The following is a 16,747-nucleotide window of genomic DNA, read 5'->3' as shown; positions in this document are numbered from 1 at the left end:
ACTACTCCTTTATATTTTCGGATATTTTTATTTTCCCAGCCCCAGAAGTACTAATAATTGTTGCAATTAGTACCGAGCATGCCATCAGTAGCGGACAAAGTAAGTACGCCGCTAACGGATTGACCGAAAATGTAAACGACGAAGCACCAAAAGAAGAGATAACCGCGCCTGCTAGTAATCCTCCGAGCGTGTTAGCAAGAAGTGTACCAACAACAATTCCAATCATTAGTACGAATAAGGAACGGGCAGCATACTGTGACATAATATCTGAATTTGTAAAACCTAACGCTTTCATTACAGCAATAGAGTATCTATCCTTTGCGATAAGCATTTTCATAAACAATAACGTAACTAATACAGTAATAAAGAGCGCCACGGCAATTGCGACACGAGAAGCCTTTCCAACTGCCTCAATTGTTGATCCGAAAGTTTGTAAGACGTAATCATTAATGTCTGAAACTTTTGCATAGGTAAATAGATTCGTATACTCAGTCATTCTATTATCCAGCACAGCTTTATCGGAAAATTCCACGCTAATAACACTCCACATCATGTCTGTAGAATTGTCATTAAAAATAGCCTTTGCGGTTTTTCCACCGTTTGTAATATCGGAATAAATGCCGCTTATCGTGAACTTTTGCTCCTTTCCTGCAATGATAAGGGTTATATTATCGCCTATTTTTTTACTAAGCTCATCGGCGTTTAACTTTGAAAGTGCAATTTCATTTTGTGAAGCGGGTGCCCTCCCAGTCGAATATTCTATTGGGAAGATTGAATGGTCACCAAGTTCGATTTTTATATTTCGCTCTGTTCCATCTTCCATTTTTACTTTAAATGTTTTTGTCGAAAGAACAGTATGCTTTGAAATGGTACTGTCATTGTTTATAGTATATAAAATTTGTTCCGTTTTTTTAGAAATATGATCAGTCTGCTGGATGTCAATACGCATATCGTAGTTGCCAATACCCATATACTTGATGAAGTTATTTGAGGAAATCGTGTTGTAAAGGTTTAGTGGAACAATCATGATAAATGCCGATATTACAAGCACTGTTAGCATTGTGGCGTAAAGTCTTTTTCTTGACAGTACATCTTTAATGCCAAGAAATATATTTGTGTTAAAGAGACGGTTGCTGTTCAAGCAAAACTTCCTTGTAGCACTGTTTTTTTCTTGGGAAGTGCCATGGCGTATTGCTTCAGCAGCGGAAATTTTACGAAAGCGTTTCAACACTCCATTTACATAAGCAATAATTGCAAAAAATACAATAACTATACCAATTATTCCGAAAAGCGATGCAAGAGAAGAATTGTCGCTTTCCCCCATATAAAGCCTAATATTTTCAAGAAGCATGTTTTTGAACAAGAATGAACATACATAGCCGATAACACTACCTGCCAACGCAATGGCTGCATATTTTGCAAGATATATCTTCTTTATGTCTGAGACTGGTAATCCGATTGCCTTCATAACACCAATTTCGCGGTAGTCTACTTCAATTTTCGCAAGGAGGGTGAAACGAATGCACATAAATGCAATGGCAACGACTAGTACACTTATAAGTAGTATGATTGCTATCATCATCCCATCTGAAAGTGCATTAATCGTTTTAAACAGTGGATATGTTATCGTCGGTCCATTCGCTTCAAGTCCTGCGGTTGCATAGGCATTTTCAAATTCGCCGAGCGACGATAAATCCTTTAATCTGAATTCAATTAAATATTCCATACGGCCAAAGCCTTTTATGTCTGCGTAATCATTTTTACTAATAAGAAATCTCTTCGAAGAGGAGAGCATGGAATTCATCTGTGAATCTCTTAGAAATCCTGCAACAGTGAATGATTTCCCACTTATCGCTGCAATGTCCCCGACCTTTACGTTGTTTTCCTTCATATAACGTAATGGAACATAAAGCTCACCATCAGATACGTTAATAATATTACCATCAAGATCCAACAGGTAATCGAATTTCTCACTTTGAATGCTAAAACCATTATCCTGAACATTATTTGCAAACGAACTATTGCCTAAAATAATTTGCGAGCCGTCAATATTAAGAAACTCAAGCACTTGAAAATCTTGGACGTTACTATTCTGTTCAGCAAAGCCTTTAAGTCGTACTGTATTAATATCACCTACATGCATTTGCATAAAATGAGGGGTTTTCGCCTGCTTCATAAGTGTATCTAACGCCCCCGAAAGATTTACAACAAGTATTGCTGATAGCGCAACAAGCATAGCCGCGGCCGCAACAAATATCATTGTTGTTAGCGAAATTAGTTTGCTATTGGAAATATCATTGCGAATTATTCTGTAATACATACGTCACCTCTGTTCGAGATTTTTAACAGATTGAAAAACATACCCCCACCAACTAGCCTTACTGACCTAAGAAAAAAAGGAATTTCCTAAAAAATAGCCGAATTAATCAGTATTGTTCTCATCAGCTTCCTTCTTTTCCATTGTCAAACATCCTCATCATGTGCATAAGACTTCCACTTTCAACTCCTAAAAGTCGTTCGACGTTAAAAATTAATGCTTGTACTCGACCCGCGAACTCAGCATTCGTCAAATTGACCATTGCATCATCAAAAACGGTATTGGTATATGCCACTATCATTTCCATACATTCATACGGATATGGCGTATGAAATAGTCCTTGCTCAATGCCTTCACGAATAATCCCCGTTAATACTGGTGGAACCTCGTTAACTATAACTTTTTGTATTTTCTGATGCATAAGAGCATTTTGTGGCTTATGCATATGCTCTATTACTTCTTTGCCGTTACCGTCACTAATATTCAATGCCATGACAACGCCGATAATACGCTCATAGACGGATATATTCTTATCTGCAGCAATTTTCTTGGCAGATTCTAAAATTTGCACCGTATAGCGTTCAATCAACGCATCCATAATATCCTCTTTCGACTTAAAGTGATAATACAGCGTACCCCGTGCAATACCTACTTTTTCTAAAATTTCGTTTGTACTTGTGCCATCAAAACCTTTTTGACCGAAAAGCTTATCAGCTACATCCAGTATTTCGTTTCGACGCTCTTCAGCTTCTTTTCGCATTTCTTCCCCCTTACTGACCGACTGTCTGTCTATACCATTTTATGGTACAACTTTCCATTTTGTCAATAATATATGCTAACTATTGTTTTCGAGTGGATAAAAAATCACCCCCTCTCTACGAACAGTTAGAGCTGAGGTGATTGTTCAATTTTCCGTCATGTGAAAAATAAAAGGAGTTCTATCAACTTAATACTTCACTTTACTAAGCCGGTAATTAACCGTTGTTTCGCAATGACGCTTTTTAATACAAATGTTAGCATACAAGCAATGACTAAAAATACTGTTATCATTGCAATTACGCCTACCCAGCCGAAGTGCATCCAAAACACACCCCCTGCGGTTCCACCCACACTCGAGCCAAAATAATAGAAAAATAAATACAGTGATGATGCTTGTGCCTTATCATGAGTTGCACGTTTGCTTACCCAGCCACTCGCTATTGAATGGGCTGCAAAAAATCCAAATGTGAAAACTGTAATACCTAATATTTTTAACAAAAGAAGACTTTGTAATGTAATAATTGCACCTGCAAGCATAATAGCAATTGCTAACAATAACATTTTTTGACGCCCAAACCGATCGGCCAAACTGCCAAACCATGCCGAGCTAAATGTCCCTACTAAATAAATAACGAATATCCACCCGACAATTGTGGCACTTAAATTATATGGTGGTGCCATTAATTTAAAACCAATATAGTTGTAAAGCGTCACAAAGCTTCCCATTAACACAAAGCTAATACCAAATAAACAAAGCATAGATGGATCCTTTAAATGCTGAATAAGTGATTTTGTTAGCGCCTTTATTTGTAACGGCCGTGCCGTAAAATTTTTGGAATTCGGTAGCATCCATATAAATAACACACTAATCATCAAACTAATTACGCCAAGCACAATCATGCCAACTTGCCAGTTATACAAGTCTGTCAATGTACCGATAATGACACGACCACTTAGCCCCCCTACAGAATTGCCGCTTATGTAGAGCCCCATCGCAACGCCTAAACTAGTCGGAGCAATTTCCTCGCCTAAATAAGCCATAGCAATAGCTGGTAGCCCAGCAAACACAACTCCTTGAATAACACGCAATACTAATATAGTTTCAAAGTTTGGTGAAAAAGCTAGTGCTAACGTTAAAGCCGATGCTGCAAATATAGATATTGTCATTAACGACTTTCTTCCCCAAGCTTCAGATAACGAGCCGACAATTATCATACTAATCGATAGTGCCAATGTAGTTACCGATAATGACAAACTTGCAACTGCTGGTGAGACATGAAACTCTTCGGCAAACGTCGGTAGTAACGGTTGCGATACATATAAGTTCGCGAAGGTAATAAACCCTGCTAAAAATAAAGCCCAATTTGCTCTGTTAAATGCTTTTGTTCCCTTCTCTATATAGTCCATCTCTATCTCCTTCCAGTGACGCGTCCTATCTATCTATTATTCTAATACAACATTCTGTAAAAAACACTGGAAGGTTGTCAAAATTTAGACAAACTATATGCGCTTTTCTTTTTGTTTCCACTATTTTTATTTGACAATTTAATAGAAAGTATAATTCTGTGTCATTAATTTTTCGAATAATATACATGCCCAAGAAAAATATCTTTTTTCTGTTAAATGAATGTTTTTACTATTTTGAATTAGCAATTAGTGTGCTACAGTGAAGGAATAATCTAGAAATCAATGTTTTTATAAAGACTCGGAGGTATCCCATGAAAATGATTGAAGCTTTAGCTCTATCAGCGCACTATATCCATCTTGCATTAAAAGAGGAAGCGATTGTAGCTGTCATTGAGAAGGAAAGTGAAACAGTTGTAAAATATTTAGCAGGCAAACGTGTAGACACAGGTTATGTGGATGGCCAAAAAGTAAATGCGAATGATCAAAATGTGTTCATCGCCTTTGGTGGAAAAAATGCAGATGTCATCATTCCCGAGGACGTATACGGTATTGCCATCAATGCTTTTGCATTTCCGATTCGAGAAAATGGTAAAGTTATTGGGGCACTAGCCTTTGGATTACCAATTGATAATGAGCTCAAACTCGAACAGTATATGAATACAATGGATAATATCGTGAATAATCTTCAAGATAAAGTACATACCATCGCCTCCCATTCAGAGGAGTTAGCAGCAACTAGTGAGGAAATTAACAAACAGGCGCAACACGCGCTTGAGGATTCCGAAAAAACAAATGATGTTACAGATTTAATAAAAAGTATTTCTCGTCAAACGAATTTACTTGGCTTAAATGCGTCGATTGAAGCGGCTCGCGCAGGTCAGCATGGAGCAGGTTTTAATATCGTTGCACAGGAAGTCAGAAAACTTTCATTTGAAACTTCTAGTGCAACGGAAAATATTGAAGCTTCTCTTCGCAATATTAATAGAAATCTTGATAATCTAAAACAAAATATGGGACAAATCAATGATGCAACAAATGAACAGGCCCAACTTGTGCAAGATTTTAGTGAAATTATTGAAGAACTAACAACGCTAAGTCAAGAAATGAAGGGCTTTATGCATAATGCTTTGAAATAAAATATAGAATTGAGGCGGCAATAGTATGGAAATTATTATCAATCACGAATTATCGTTACGAACAATCACTTTAGATGATGCAGAGGCTGTTTTCGCGCTAACAGATAATTCGAGAGAATATTTACGTGAATGGTTACCGTGGTTGGATTTCACAAAAGAGCTTTCGGATACAAAAAGCTATATCGAAGGCTGTATTGCTGGCTATGAAGCAAAAAGTAGCATGTCGCTAGCTATTATTTTCCGCGATAAAATTGTAGGAATCGCGGGCTTTAATACTATTAATTATAGTAATAAAATTGCAGCAATCGGCTATTGGCTCGGTAAAGACGCTCAAGGCCATGGCATAATGACCAAAACAGTACAAGCATTATTACAATATGCGTTTGACGGACTACAACTAAATAAAGTTGAAATCCGTGCTGCTGTGGGCAACACAAAGAGCAGGGCTATCCCTGAACGACTTAATTTCACAACAGAAGGAACAATTCGTGCTGCAGAGTGGCTATACGACCACTACGTCGACCACGTCGTTTACGGCATGCTTGCGAGCGAGTGGAAATAAATGGCAATACCTACAATGTAATAAGATAGATTACTGATAGAGTGTTGGCAAAGATGTTAGTAAATTTCCGATAGTTGATGGCAGCGGAAGCGTTGACTCCTATGGGAACGCACGCCACGTAAGACACAACAAACCGCGCGTTAGCAAGGGTTGTGCCTTACTGTGTGCCCGTGGAAACAAAGCGCCGTAGCGAACATTAACGACAAAACAAAAAAGTGTTAGATTGACCGCAGTCAATCTAACACTTTTTCTAATGTTTATTGTTCAACTGTTTCTTTTTGTTTTTCTGTAGCAACAGGTTCTGGCTGTTTCACTAGCTCTGTCGCAATACGCTCAAGCTCTGGTCTCAATGTGTGCTTACCAGCGTAGCTTTCGATTAATTCCTTCACATCAATGCCTGACGTTTCTTTTAATGTTTCCTGTAGTGTTGACATTAAGTTCGTTGCATAAGAAGTCACCTTATTGGCACCACTTCCGCCTTCTCCGCCACCAGTATCAACAACTGTAATTTTATCGATATTGCCTAGTGGACTTGCAAGCTCTTTCGCATACTCTGGCATCATGCGTACAACCATATCAAGGACAGCTGCTTGACCGTAGTACTCGAAGGCTTCTGCAATTTTACGTTTCGCTTCAGCTTCTGCAAGACCTCGTAGGCGAATAATATCTGCTTCTGTTTCACCTTGCGCACGTTCGGCATCCGCTTTCGCGATACCATCTAAACGAATCTTCTCCGCTTCTGCCTTTGCTAACGACTCAATACGATATTTCTCAGCATCTGCTTGCGCAAGCTCACGCATTTTTTCAGCTTCTGCATTTTGCTCAACTGCATAACGATCAGCATCTGCTTTTTTCTTCACTTCTGAATCGTATTGCTTTTCACGACGTAAAATCTCTTTTTCTTCTAATTCAATTTGCTTTTGACGTTCAATAATGCGAATTTGCATTTCTTGTTCAGTTACTTCCTGTTTGGCACGTGCAGTTTCTAATTCATAAGCTTGGTCTGCACGAGCTTTCGCAATATCTTGCTCACGACGGAATTCCGCCACTTTTAATTGATTTTCTTTTTCAGCTTCCGCAATTTCTGTTGCACGTTCTATTTCAGCCTTTTGTGCTTCTTTTGATGCTTCTGCACGCTTAATACGTGTTTCTTTTTCTGCAACTGCAGTCGCAATATCTGCATCTCGTTTAACTTGTGCAATTCTTGGCTTACCAAGTGAATCAAGATAGCCATTTTTATCGCGCACATCTTTAATTGTAAAGGAAACAATAACAAGACCCATCTTCGCTAAATCTTGAGAAGCAACACGTTGTACCTCTTGCGAGAATTTATCTCGGTTTTTATAAATTTCCTCAACCGTCATCGACCCTAAAATTGAACGTAAGTGTCCTTCCAATACTTCACGTGCTTCACCTTCACGTTCTGCCTTTTGCTTTCCTAAAAACTGCTCAGCAGCTGTAGCGATTTCTGAAATAGAACCACCAATTTTAATAATTGCTGTACCATCAGCCATTACTGGAACACCCTGTTCCGTATAAACTTCAGGTGTTGTAACTTCTAATTTACTTGATAGTAAGCTTAATGGTTGAGCTTGCTGGAAAATCGGGAAGACGAATGTACCGCCCCCACGAATAATTTTAATTCGATTTCCTGACTCATCTTTATGTACATTTTTTGAGCCAAGATAGCTACCTGTTACAATCAGTGCTTCATCAGGACCCGCTGTACGATACTTTGTTACATATAGTGCTACAAGAGCGATTAAAATAAATGCTACAATTCCTAAAACAATCAAAATATCCATCGACATAATAGTATCTCTCCTTTAAATAAATTTTTTTTCATAGGCTCTCACAAAAAGAGTGCCTGCCCTCACTTCAACTACAAGGACTGTCGTATCATAATCAATTACCTCATTGTCAAAGCCTGTTGCACGCTTTGCAATCATACCGCTTGTAGTCTCAATGACAACTTCACCAAAGCCATCAGACGGTATCGGTACAATTACCTTACCTAACTGACCTTCAAGTGATTCTTCTGTATAGGCTAATGAGACATCAGCAGATTTTAGTGGAACGAGAATAAATAAATAAAATAGGGCACTTAAAATAACTCCAATTACAGCAGCTACACCTATATTCCAAACGCTAGGGAAAAAGGCTAACTTTTCTAAAATAAATCCAGCTGCTGACATTAACGTAATGAAAGAAAGAATGACACTTGGATTAAAAATCGGTAGACCCTCTCCTATGCCCTCGACAGCATCACCGAAAAACATAAACAAAACCGTTGCCAGTCCCGCGAAAATTAATACCACTAAATAAATTTGCTCCAATGTATAGCCAAATAGCGTCAAATAGATCACCCCTTTTCAACGTATTACCTACTATACGGATGCACAGAGAAAAAAGTTTCAAAATTTTTAAGATTATATTAATTTTTAAATTACGCAATTAGTTGTACAAAATTGGTCATTCATTTGCGTCTATTTATTGTTCACTTCAAACCATGTTACAATAGAAAAGAATAAAGGCATCGAAGGAGATATTGCATGAAGCTATCCACCGTTTTAAATGTTTGTATTTTCTTATTTTTCACTTTACTATTTGTCAATGATTTTTTCCCTGCCACGACGCTAGCAGAGCTATTGTCGAAGAAAATTATCCTTGTCATATTAATCGTTCTTGTATGTATACAAATGGTGACTTCAAAAGGTACATATAAAAAGATATCCAAAAAGGCGTATGCTGGATTAACGCTCTATACAATTGGCCTTTGGATTGTGCTCACATTATTAGGCGGCGAATCAGAAATCGGTTTATCTTATAATAGCCCTATTTTCTATCTTATTGTGATAGTACTTGGCTTTGATTTACTACGTGTTTATCGTCAATGGAAACGTGAAGAAGCAGAAAAAAATAACGTAAAATAAAAGCATGTCAGCCGATTGGATTTAAAAACCAATTGGCGACATGCTTTTATCTTTCAATTAGGATTCTAATACATTTAATATCGCATCTAGCTCCTGAACAGCGTGATCTAAGCGTTCCTTCGCCTCGATATTTTGTTGCTTCAACTGACTATACTCTAATAAATTTTTTTCATGCTTTAATTTAATAGAAGATAAGCGTTCAATACGTGCCTCGACCTTGTCAATTGCTTGCTCACAAACAGCAGTCCATAATTTTTCCGATTGCTGCATTTCTGTCGTGGACGGATTATGTTGACGCAAAATGCGTGCGTATACCATTTCGATTTGTTCAATTATCTCAGAGTAAAAATGACGCTCTACACGCGTAGTTTGGAACGTTGAATTCTCTACATCTTTAGCATATGGCGTAATTTGACGTAGTATCTTCCCCGCATTTTCTCCAAAACTATGCGATAAATTCAATACATTCATTAATTGCAATAGTAGGCGAATTTCTTCAAGATTAATAAGCTGCGAATCGATATTTTCTTTTACCTTTAATGATTCCACATATCGTCGACCGAAATGCTCAATTTCACCATTATGTTGTTCCACTAAATGTAAACTCGCATTTTCTTTTAAACTTTTAATATAACGAATCGCATGACTTCGTAGCTCCTCCATCGAAAGCATGTTGTCATTCCCTTGTTGTGGCTTACCTCGTTGAACATATGCAAATGCATCCACTTTACGTGGCCATGTTGCTTCTTGGTTTTTTTCTGAGACATTGTAGCGTATATAAATTCCGTGCATTTCATATCCTCCAAGTCCATTAAACAAGTATCTCTAAAGACAATAAATCGAATACCACTTTTTTTCAAGTAATATACTTTTAAGATTCTAAAGTTTTTTTAACAAACGTTTATTTTGCTGACCTTATTTCTTGAATACTTTTTCCTTCAGTAAATGCATGGATAGATGTTATTTTACCTAATGAATGGAAATTCGCTTTTGTATAAACATTAGCGACTTGCTCACTAATAGGCAAAATCCATAAATAATTTAGCCTGTTTATAACAGATTCTTTTTGAATATGTTGTAACAAATAACCAATCAAACCTTTTCCACGATAGTTTTCTAAAGTTGCTACACTTTCTATTCTTCCATGTTTACCAGAAACAAATATATTTGCCGTGCAGCAAGCTACCCCGTCCATCCTTAATAAATAATAGGTAAAATGCTGTGAACGATAAGTTTTATCGAACGCCTCTTTTATTATAGCAGGTTCACCAAATGTGGATATGCTCATTTCAACTGCTAGTGCTTCCTGTACATTAACATTTGTTACACGTTCAATTTGAATTGCTGGATTAACCGGTAATTGAACAGTTACTCCATTCCAGCATTGTACCTCATCTGTAAAAGATTCATATTGAAAGCCATGTGCTTGTAATGCCTCGATACACTGATGATTTTCCTCTAAATTGTATAAATACATTCTCGGTATAAGTCCTTTTGACGTATAAAAACGTTTTAAGTCTGTTAAAAACTTCTCCTCTTGCTCAATCTTTTTCCAAATATGCGCATGATTAGCGTCAAAGTAAGTTGGCATTTCCTTATTGTAAAAGAATACACCTTGTGCACAACGTTCCATCTCACTAAAACTATTGATATAGTCAATGTCTAGTTGTATGATGTGCTCTAGCTTAAGCATCGTCCGAACCCCCTTCCAGCCATTTTTCATATAGTGCTTCTAGTTGTTGCTCTAGTTTTTGACGTTGTTCCTTAACAAGTGTTGGTTCAGATAATTTAAACTCTAGCTTTTCAATTTGTTCATCAATTGGGAGCTCTTTATTACTTTGTACAATTGTCTTTGTAATTTTTTCTACTGCCAGTACTTGGTCTATCGGTAGGTGCTTTGTCCTCGCCCATTCATAGTCGCCTTCATATACATGAATTGTTTGATGGTCAATCCATGCAATCTTTGTAAAGATCTTTTGTAAAAAGTAACGGTCATGCGATACACCGATGATTGTACCTTCAAAAGATTCAAGCGTGTCCTCTAATACTTCTCTTGCCTCAATATCTAAATGATTAGTCGGCTCATCTAAAATGAGTAAATTAATCTCTTCATGCATCAGCTGTGCTAGACGCAGACGCATCTTTTCACCACCACTTAAGTCCTTCACTTTCTTGAATACGTCATATCCATAAAATAAAAATTGTGCAAGCATATGACGCGCCTCTGCCTCTGATACGGATACACTCTCTCGAAAAGCATCAATTAAACGAATGGTCGGATTTTCATGTTCAAATTGTTGAGACAAATAGCCAATCGTTACACTATTCCCTACTTTACATGTCCCTTGATTCGGTACAATTTCTCCTAACATCATTTTTAATAATGTAGATTTCCCACTACCGTTATTGCCCACAATCGCCAACCGTTCTCCGAAATAGATCGATAAATGACTATCCTGCAATAATGGCTTTTCAAAAGCATGACTTACCGCTTTCATTTGTACGACTTCCTTGCCACTTCGTTCCGCCATCGTTAATGCTAAATTCATTTTCTTTTTCGTGATAGGCTTTTTGACACGCGCTATCCGGTTTAATGCCTTTTCCATACTTTTAGCACGACGATACAATGCAGCATTCGGTGGATTCGCTTCATTTGCCCACTGTCTTAAACGCTTAATTACTTCTTGCATTTTTTTTATTTTCTTTTGTTGTTCTTCATATTCAGCAAACTGCTGTTCAACTTTCGCTTCTTTTTGCGCGATAAAATCGTCATAATTCCCCTTGTACGTAAACGCCTCTCCATCCTCAATTTCGATGATTTTTTGTGCCATTTGATTCATAAATTGACGATCGTGCGATACGACAATGACAATGCCAGAAAAATTACGAGTATAGTTTTCGAGCCATTCAATTGCTTGCATATCTAAATGATTTGTTGGTTCATCTAATAGTAAAATAGACGGGTTACTTAGCAAAATTTGACCAAGCATGACCTTTGTTTTTTCACCGCCACTTATACTGGCAAATGGCAATGGGAGTAATGACGTAATACCAAGTCCATTTGCAATGGTCGCTAGTTGAGCATCAATTTCATAGCCCCCTTGCAACATAAATTGTTCCTGGACATGACCATATTGTTGTAATACTTTGTCTGAAACGTTCACTTGCATTTCCTGTTCCAGCGTAGTCATTTTTGCTTTTAGCGCATAGATTTCAGCAAATGCTTGCTCCAGCACTTCTTTTACTGTAAGCAAAGGGTAGCTAGGAATTTGATGTAGATAGCCAATTGTTGTTCCTTTAGTTTTAATAATACGACCACTATCAGGTACATCTATACCTGCTAGTAATTGTAGTAAAGTCGTTTTACCACTGCCATTTACACCTACAATAGCTACATGTTCCCCTTTATTGACTTCCAGTTGAAGCCCTTCAAATAATATATTTCCACCTATTACCTTTTGAATTTGTTCAGCCTTAATTTGCATTGTTTTTCCTCCATAAAACGTGCGAAAAAACATCTTTAGACAACAAAAAAGACTGCTCGATTAACAAGCAGTCTTTTCCTTTTTTATTTGTGAAAAAGAATGGCTAATCCGCTACGTGTAGTATTTGATTTTGCTTAAAAATAGACAGACCTATCCCGTTGTTAGCAAAATCGAAAGTTAGAACACGTGCAAAATACATAGCGGTATCCACTTTTACACTTGTTCTCGTAGCGTTTTGATTCATCCTTTTTCACCTCCGTTCTTATAATTAGTGTTATCATACCATATTACATAGAAATTGGGAATGTATATTTTATATGGATTACTCGAAGTAGTAAGGCGATACTTCGAAAGGATTTCTTGCAATTCATTCAAATAGGAAAATAGAATGCAAAAAATGTCTTTCACATCAACCCTTTTAGTACAATATTCTCAAAAAACACAGCCTAAAATTCACTAATTATATTTAATTTAGAAATATACAAAAAGCTTAAGTAATTATATACTAGTAAAAATAGAAATGTTTTCCTTAAACGAATGCAAAAACAGCAAGTATTTTAGCAATAACTTGCTGTCTATTTATGTGGATTAAAATGTGGAGGGATCTATGAAAAACTTAAGTATGCAAACGAAAATGAGCTTGCTAATTGTGACGATTATTTTATTTGTTTTAATTGCTGTTGGACTTGTAAATATTAGTGAAATGAAAACGACCCTTGAATCAGAAAATAATACACGCCTTAGCCAAATCTATGATCTAAGTGTCTATAATTTGGAGCAAACATTGCCAGGTGAATGGCATTTGGAAAATGGTGAACTTTACAAAGGAGACGCAAAAATAGCGAACGAAACTGCATTAATTGATAAATTAGGAGAGTTATCCGAAGCAGCTATTACAATTTTTGCTAATGATACACGCGTTAATACAAATGTTATGGTAGATGGACAGCGTGCAATTGGCACAACTGCCGATCCGAAAGTAACAGAAGCCGTTATTACTCAAGGAAACATATATAGTGGAACAGCTGATGTAGTTGGTAAACCTTACTTCACTCAATATGGACCGATAAAAAATGCTAATGGAGAAACAATTGGTATGATTTTTGCTGGTGTTCCCTCCTCTGAAATTAGTGCGGTAGCACAAAAAATGATGTTCAAAATGGGGGTAGTAGCCTTCATAGCTGCAATTATTGCTGTAATTGCAGGTACATTACTTGTGCGTAATATTGTAAAACCTTTAAAACGTTTAAATACCCAGCTCGAAACAATTTCTGCTGGAGAAGGCGATTTAACACAACAACTCGTTGTCAACACAAAAGATGAAATTGGAGATCTTGCCAAATCGTTCAATGCCATGCTCGATACACTTCGTAAAATGATGCATCAAGTAGATGAAACAGCCAATCAAGTATCTGCTTCATCCGCTGAGCTATCTGCAACGGCAGGCTCCACAACGAGAACAACTGAACAATTAACAGCGAATATGCAAGAATTAGCAAGTGGTGCAAGTACGCAAAAACAAAGTGCTAATGAAAACGCCGAAGCCATGTATGATATTGCTGGCGGTATTCAACATGTAACGGAAACAAATATGGAAGTATCATCACATGCTACAGAAGCTTTTGATACGGCGAAACATGGTGAGAAAACAGCACAGGCCATGCAAGCGCAGATGCAGGCTATGACAGAGGCAGTTTTAGAAAGTGCCAAGTCAATCGTTGCACTTGATGCCCATGCTAATACAATTGGAAATATTGTCGAGGTCATTCATGCAATAGCTGACCAAACAAACTTACTTGCTTTAAATGCATCTATTGAAGCAGCACGTGCAGGAGAACATGGTAAGGGCTTTGCAGTCGTTGCAGAGGAAGTTCGTAAATTAGCTGAACAATCTAAAACATCTGCTGCTCAAATTACTGAGACCATTCATACGATGCAGCAGCTAGCACAAGAAGCGAGTGCGCATATGGAACAAAGTGAAAAAGAAGCCGCTTCAAGTGTAGAAATTGTTCGTACAACAAATCTTGCATTTGAAAACATTACAACAAAAGTGGCTGTTGTCACAAATAAAATTCAAGAAGTTTCAGGGATTGCTGAAGAGTTATATGCTCGTATTGAACAGGCCAATGCATCTACTCAAATTATGGCTGAAATAGCCGTCGATGCACGAGAGCAGTCAAAAGTCGTTTCACAGATTGCTGAAACAAACCTCTATTCGATGGAGGATATTAACGATGCAGCAACTACCCTTACAAAAAACGCAGAAACGCTGCAAAATTTAATTCATCAGTTTAAATATTAATAACTCAAGATTGCTCATCGATAAACCTTATGAGCAATCTTTTTTACGTGTTCGCTTTTTTCACAAATACTTTCACTAACGGTACAAGGAATATGGACACAATCAACACACGGAATAGCTGAAATGCAGTCACAATGGTCACATTTGCATGAACAGATGCAGCGATAATCCCCATTTGATCTAGCCCACCCGGTACGATACTCAAAAAACCTGTGCGAAAATCAAGCCCGTACAAGTTTTTCATAACAAATGATAAAGCATATGCAGAACCTATAAAAAGACCCGCTGAAATAAATGCGTAAAAAACATGCTTCTTTGATAAATGTAAATCCTCTTTTTTCAGTAGCAGGCCGATATAAATACCAATAACGAGCTGTGCAATATGAAGAAATGATAATGGCATTTTGGGCACTTCAAGCCCAGCTATATTCAAGCCCATTAATAAAAATACTGGACCTAACATATAGCCTGTTGGAATTCTCACCTTTTGGGCAAGCCACCCTGCCATTCCACAAATAAGGAGTAAAATGAATAATCGCAATGAAAGACTTCCATCAACAGTGACGATATTTTCGCCTATGCCTGTCACCATTAATGGTACAAAGCCAACAATTAATAGTACTCGCAACACCTGATAAAACGTAATCACAGCCATATTCATATTCCCTTGCTCCTCAGCAAAGGCAACAATTTGTGTCATTCCTCCAGGGACGCAACATGTTAGCGCAGTCGGAAAATCTAACTCAGTACGTTTTGCTACTATAAAACTAATAACAAAAAATAACAGGATAAAAATCAAGTTCAGTACAATGATACTGCCTAAAAACTGTTGAATATCTTGTACCGCTTCTTTAGTAAAAGCAAAGCCAATGGAATATCCCGCTACGATTAAACCAATATTTCGAAAATATTTATGCCATTGTAATTGTACTTTTGTAAATAACTGTACACAAAGTACAGCGGCTATTGCCCCAAGCAACCACGGCATCGGAATATGTAAAAATTGAAATAACAGCGCTCCTAACAACCCAATACATAGTGTTAAGAACATCTGCTTATAAAATGTATACATTGCTAGCAACCCCTCAAGAATGATAGTTCTATTATGACCGCAACCTAGCCAATTTGCTACTCCTCCAAACTTCTTAAAGAAAGTGCCTGCCACTAAAACAATTTTGAATTTTCAGATATTAAAAGCCCTCCATCTACACGCAGTGGAAGTTAATAGCAGTTATTGAATAAAACCTACCTGTTAATCATTAATTTTTACCACTTATTAAACAATTTATCTTATCTAAAAATTTCTATGCTACATTAATATTAACCTGATTCAGTAAATAAATGCCTTTCCTTTTATAGGAGATGAGGTAATACGTATTACCAGAGGAGGCCTCCAATGAAAATTCATTTAATGATTAATAGCGCGCTAGAAGAAACCGAGATCCACATACATGCAAAGGAGTATAACGAGCACATCGAAAAATTGATGAAGCAATTGCAAGCAGCCCAAACGACCATGCTCGATGGTTATTTGCAGCAAGAAATTCATTTAATAAAAATTACAGATATTTATTCAATTTATGCTGAAGGCGCTAAAGTCTTTTTGCAGACAGAGGAGCAAGAATTTGAATCAAAACGCAAATTATATGAGCTCGAAGCGCAATTAGCGAAAGATTTTGCACGAGTTAGTAAATCCACCCTCGTTAACATTAATAAAATTGCTTCTATTCAGATGGGCAAAATTGGCGCAACAGAATTATTGCTAGATAATGATGTGTCCATTCATGTCAGCCGGAAGTATTTAAAAGAATTAAAACGCCAATTAGGTATTGGGAGGGATTCATAA

At 37.2% G+C, this 16,747-nt stretch carries 15 protein-coding genes; 5 read left to right on the top strand and 10 right to left on the bottom strand.

Annotated features, from left to right (window positions below; all coding sequences use genetic code 11):
• Position 1 precedes the first annotated feature (1 nt).
• From ACIQXW_RS03255 to ACIQXW_RS03245, 3 genes are all read right to left on the bottom strand, one after another.
• A complete protein-coding gene (locus ACIQXW_RS03255; RefSeq protein WP_402759872.1) occupies positions 2-2,320 on the bottom strand; it encodes an ABC transporter permease in 2,319 nt (772 codons plus the stop codon).
• 121 nt (positions 2,321-2,441) lie between these two features.
• On the bottom strand, positions 2,442-3,077 hold the full coding sequence (locus ACIQXW_RS03250; RefSeq protein ID WP_401018748.1) for a TetR/AcrR family transcriptional regulator: 636 nt from the start codon (positions 3,075-3,077) through the stop codon (positions 2,442-2,444).
• 194 nt (positions 3,078-3,271) lie between these two features.
• Positions 3,272-4,483: an MFS transporter gene (locus ACIQXW_RS03245; RefSeq protein WP_402759870.1), complete on the bottom strand. Its 1,212-nt coding sequence runs from the start codon at positions 4,481-4,483 to the stop codon at positions 3,272-3,274.
• Between the two features lie 311 nt (positions 4,484-4,794).
• Between ACIQXW_RS03245 and ACIQXW_RS03240 the strand changes: the two genes are divergently transcribed.
• Together ACIQXW_RS03240 and ACIQXW_RS03235 are read left to right on the top strand one after the other, a co-directional pair.
• On the top strand, positions 4,795-5,619 hold the full coding sequence (locus ACIQXW_RS03240) for a methyl-accepting chemotaxis protein (RefSeq protein ID WP_402759868.1): 825 nt from the start codon (positions 4,795-4,797) through the stop codon (positions 5,617-5,619).
• A 25-nt stretch (positions 5,620-5,644) separates the two neighbouring features.
• Positions 5,645-6,181 carry a GNAT family N-acetyltransferase gene (locus ACIQXW_RS03235; protein ID WP_340825249.1) on the top strand — a complete coding sequence of 179 codons (537 nt, stop codon included), beginning with the start codon at positions 5,645-5,647 and terminating at the stop codon, positions 6,179-6,181.
• Positions 6,182-6,438: 257 nt separating this feature from the next.
• Here the strand turns inward: ACIQXW_RS03235 and ACIQXW_RS03230 are convergent, their stop codons facing one another.
• A complete protein-coding gene (locus tag ACIQXW_RS03230; RefSeq protein ID WP_340825250.1) occupies positions 6,439-7,992 on the bottom strand; it encodes a flotillin lipid rafts scaffold protein FloT in 1,554 nt (517 codons plus the stop codon).
• Between the two features lie 15 nt (positions 7,993-8,007).
• Entirely contained in the window at positions 8,008-8,538 is a 531-nt protein-coding gene (locus ACIQXW_RS03225; RefSeq protein ID WP_340825251.1) for an NfeD family protein, read from the bottom strand.
• Between the two features lie 195 nt (positions 8,539-8,733).
• On the opposite strand from ACIQXW_RS03225, the gene ACIQXW_RS03220 reads away from it, so the two are divergent.
• Entirely contained in the window at positions 8,734-9,114 is a 381-nt protein-coding gene (locus ACIQXW_RS03220; protein ID WP_340825292.1) for a hypothetical protein, read from the top strand.
• Positions 9,115-9,171: 57 nt separating this feature from the next.
• Here the strand turns inward: ACIQXW_RS03220 and ACIQXW_RS03215 are convergent, their stop codons facing one another.
• From ACIQXW_RS03215 to ACIQXW_RS03200, 4 genes are all read right to left on the bottom strand, one after another.
• On the bottom strand, positions 9,172-9,906 hold the full coding sequence (locus ACIQXW_RS03215; RefSeq protein WP_340825293.1) for a hypothetical protein: 735 nt from the start codon (positions 9,904-9,906) through the stop codon (positions 9,172-9,174).
• A 109-nt stretch (positions 9,907-10,015) separates the two neighbouring features.
• Positions 10,016-10,807, bottom strand: coding sequence for a GNAT family N-acetyltransferase (locus ACIQXW_RS03210; protein ID WP_402759865.1), 792 nt, complete (start codon positions 10,805-10,807; stop codon positions 10,016-10,018).
• Entirely contained in the window at positions 10,800-12,599 is a 1,800-nt protein-coding gene (gene abc-f, locus ACIQXW_RS03205; protein ID WP_402759863.1) for a ribosomal protection-like ABC-F family protein, read from the bottom strand. The genes ACIQXW_RS03210 and abc-f overlap by 8 nt, the downstream gene beginning before the upstream one ends.
• A gap of 103 nt (positions 12,600-12,702) precedes the next feature.
• Entirely contained in the window at positions 12,703-12,843 is a 141-nt protein-coding gene (locus tag ACIQXW_RS03200; RefSeq protein ID WP_340825298.1) for an RAxF-45 family protein, read from the bottom strand.
• 363 nt (positions 12,844-13,206) lie between these two features.
• Between ACIQXW_RS03200 and ACIQXW_RS03195 the strand changes: the two genes are divergently transcribed.
• On the top strand, positions 13,207-14,901 hold the full coding sequence (locus tag ACIQXW_RS03195; RefSeq protein WP_402759861.1) for a methyl-accepting chemotaxis protein: 1,695 nt from the start codon (positions 13,207-13,209) through the stop codon (positions 14,899-14,901).
• 43 nt (positions 14,902-14,944) lie between these two features.
• Here ACIQXW_RS03195 and ACIQXW_RS03190 read toward each other — a convergent pair whose 3' ends face one another.
• Complete coding sequence (locus tag ACIQXW_RS03190; RefSeq protein ID WP_402759859.1) at positions 14,945-15,973, bottom strand: AbrB family transcriptional regulator; 1,029 nt, start codon at positions 15,971-15,973, stop codon at positions 14,945-14,947.
• 324 nt (positions 15,974-16,297) lie between these two features.
• Here ACIQXW_RS03190 and ACIQXW_RS03185 point away from each other — a divergent pair, with 324 nt between their 5' ends.
• The gene (locus tag ACIQXW_RS03185; protein WP_340825302.1) at positions 16,298-16,747 is read left to right on the top strand and encodes a LytTR family DNA-binding domain-containing protein; all 450 of its coding nucleotides are present in this window, start codon (positions 16,298-16,300) and stop codon (positions 16,745-16,747) included.

It is taken from the genome of Lysinibacillus sp. NPDC097162 (assembly GCF_044762185.1).
GTDB lineage: Bacteria > Bacillota > Bacilli > Bacillales_A > Planococcaceae > Lysinibacillus.
This window is presented reverse-complemented; position numbering and strand designations above follow the sequence as displayed.

What these genes read in the sequence shown, in the direction of transcription:
- ACIQXW_RS03185 (WP_340825302.1), top strand. Translation starts at nt 16,298, where the DNA reads ATGAAAATTCATTTAATGATTAATAGCGCGCTAGAAGAAACCGAGATC.
- ACIQXW_RS03200 (WP_340825298.1), bottom strand. Translation starts at nt 12,843, where the DNA reads ATGAATCAAAACGCTACGAGAACAAGTGTAAAAGTGGATACCGCTATG.
- ACIQXW_RS03240 (WP_402759868.1), top strand. Translation starts at nt 4,795, where the DNA reads ATGAAAATGATTGAAGCTTTAGCTCTATCAGCGCACTATATCCATCTT.
- ACIQXW_RS03230 (WP_340825250.1), bottom strand. Translation starts at nt 7,992, where the DNA reads ATGTCGATGGATATTTTGATTGTTTTAGGAATTGTAGCATTTATTTTA.
- ACIQXW_RS03210 (WP_402759865.1), bottom strand. Translation starts at nt 10,807, where the DNA reads ATGCTTAAGCTAGAGCACATCATACAACTAGACATTGACTATATCAAT.
- ACIQXW_RS03250 (WP_401018748.1), bottom strand. Translation starts at nt 3,077, where the DNA reads ATGCGAAAAGAAGCTGAAGAGCGTCGAAACGAAATACTGGATGTAGCT.
- ACIQXW_RS03195 (WP_402759861.1), top strand. Translation starts at nt 13,207, where the DNA reads ATGAAAAACTTAAGTATGCAAACGAAAATGAGCTTGCTAATTGTGACG.
- ACIQXW_RS03220 (WP_340825292.1), top strand. Translation starts at nt 8,734, where the DNA reads ATGAAGCTATCCACCGTTTTAAATGTTTGTATTTTCTTATTTTTCACT.
- ACIQXW_RS03255 (WP_402759872.1), bottom strand. Translation starts at nt 2,320, where the DNA reads ATGTATTACAGAATAATTCGCAATGATATTTCCAATAGCAAACTAATT.
- ACIQXW_RS03245 (WP_402759870.1), bottom strand. Translation starts at nt 4,483, where the DNA reads ATGGACTATATAGAGAAGGGAACAAAAGCATTTAACAGAGCAAATTGG.
- abc-f (WP_402759863.1), bottom strand. Translation starts at nt 12,599, where the DNA reads ATGCAAATTAAGGCTGAACAAATTCAAAAGGTAATAGGTGGAAATATA.
- ACIQXW_RS03215 (WP_340825293.1), bottom strand. Translation starts at nt 9,906, where the DNA reads ATGCACGGAATTTATATACGCTACAATGTCTCAGAAAAAAACCAAGAA.
- ACIQXW_RS03190 (WP_402759859.1), bottom strand. Translation starts at nt 15,973, where the DNA reads ATGTATACATTTTATAAGCAGATGTTCTTAACACTATGTATTGGGTTG.
- ACIQXW_RS03235 (WP_340825249.1), top strand. Translation starts at nt 5,645, where the DNA reads ATGGAAATTATTATCAATCACGAATTATCGTTACGAACAATCACTTTA.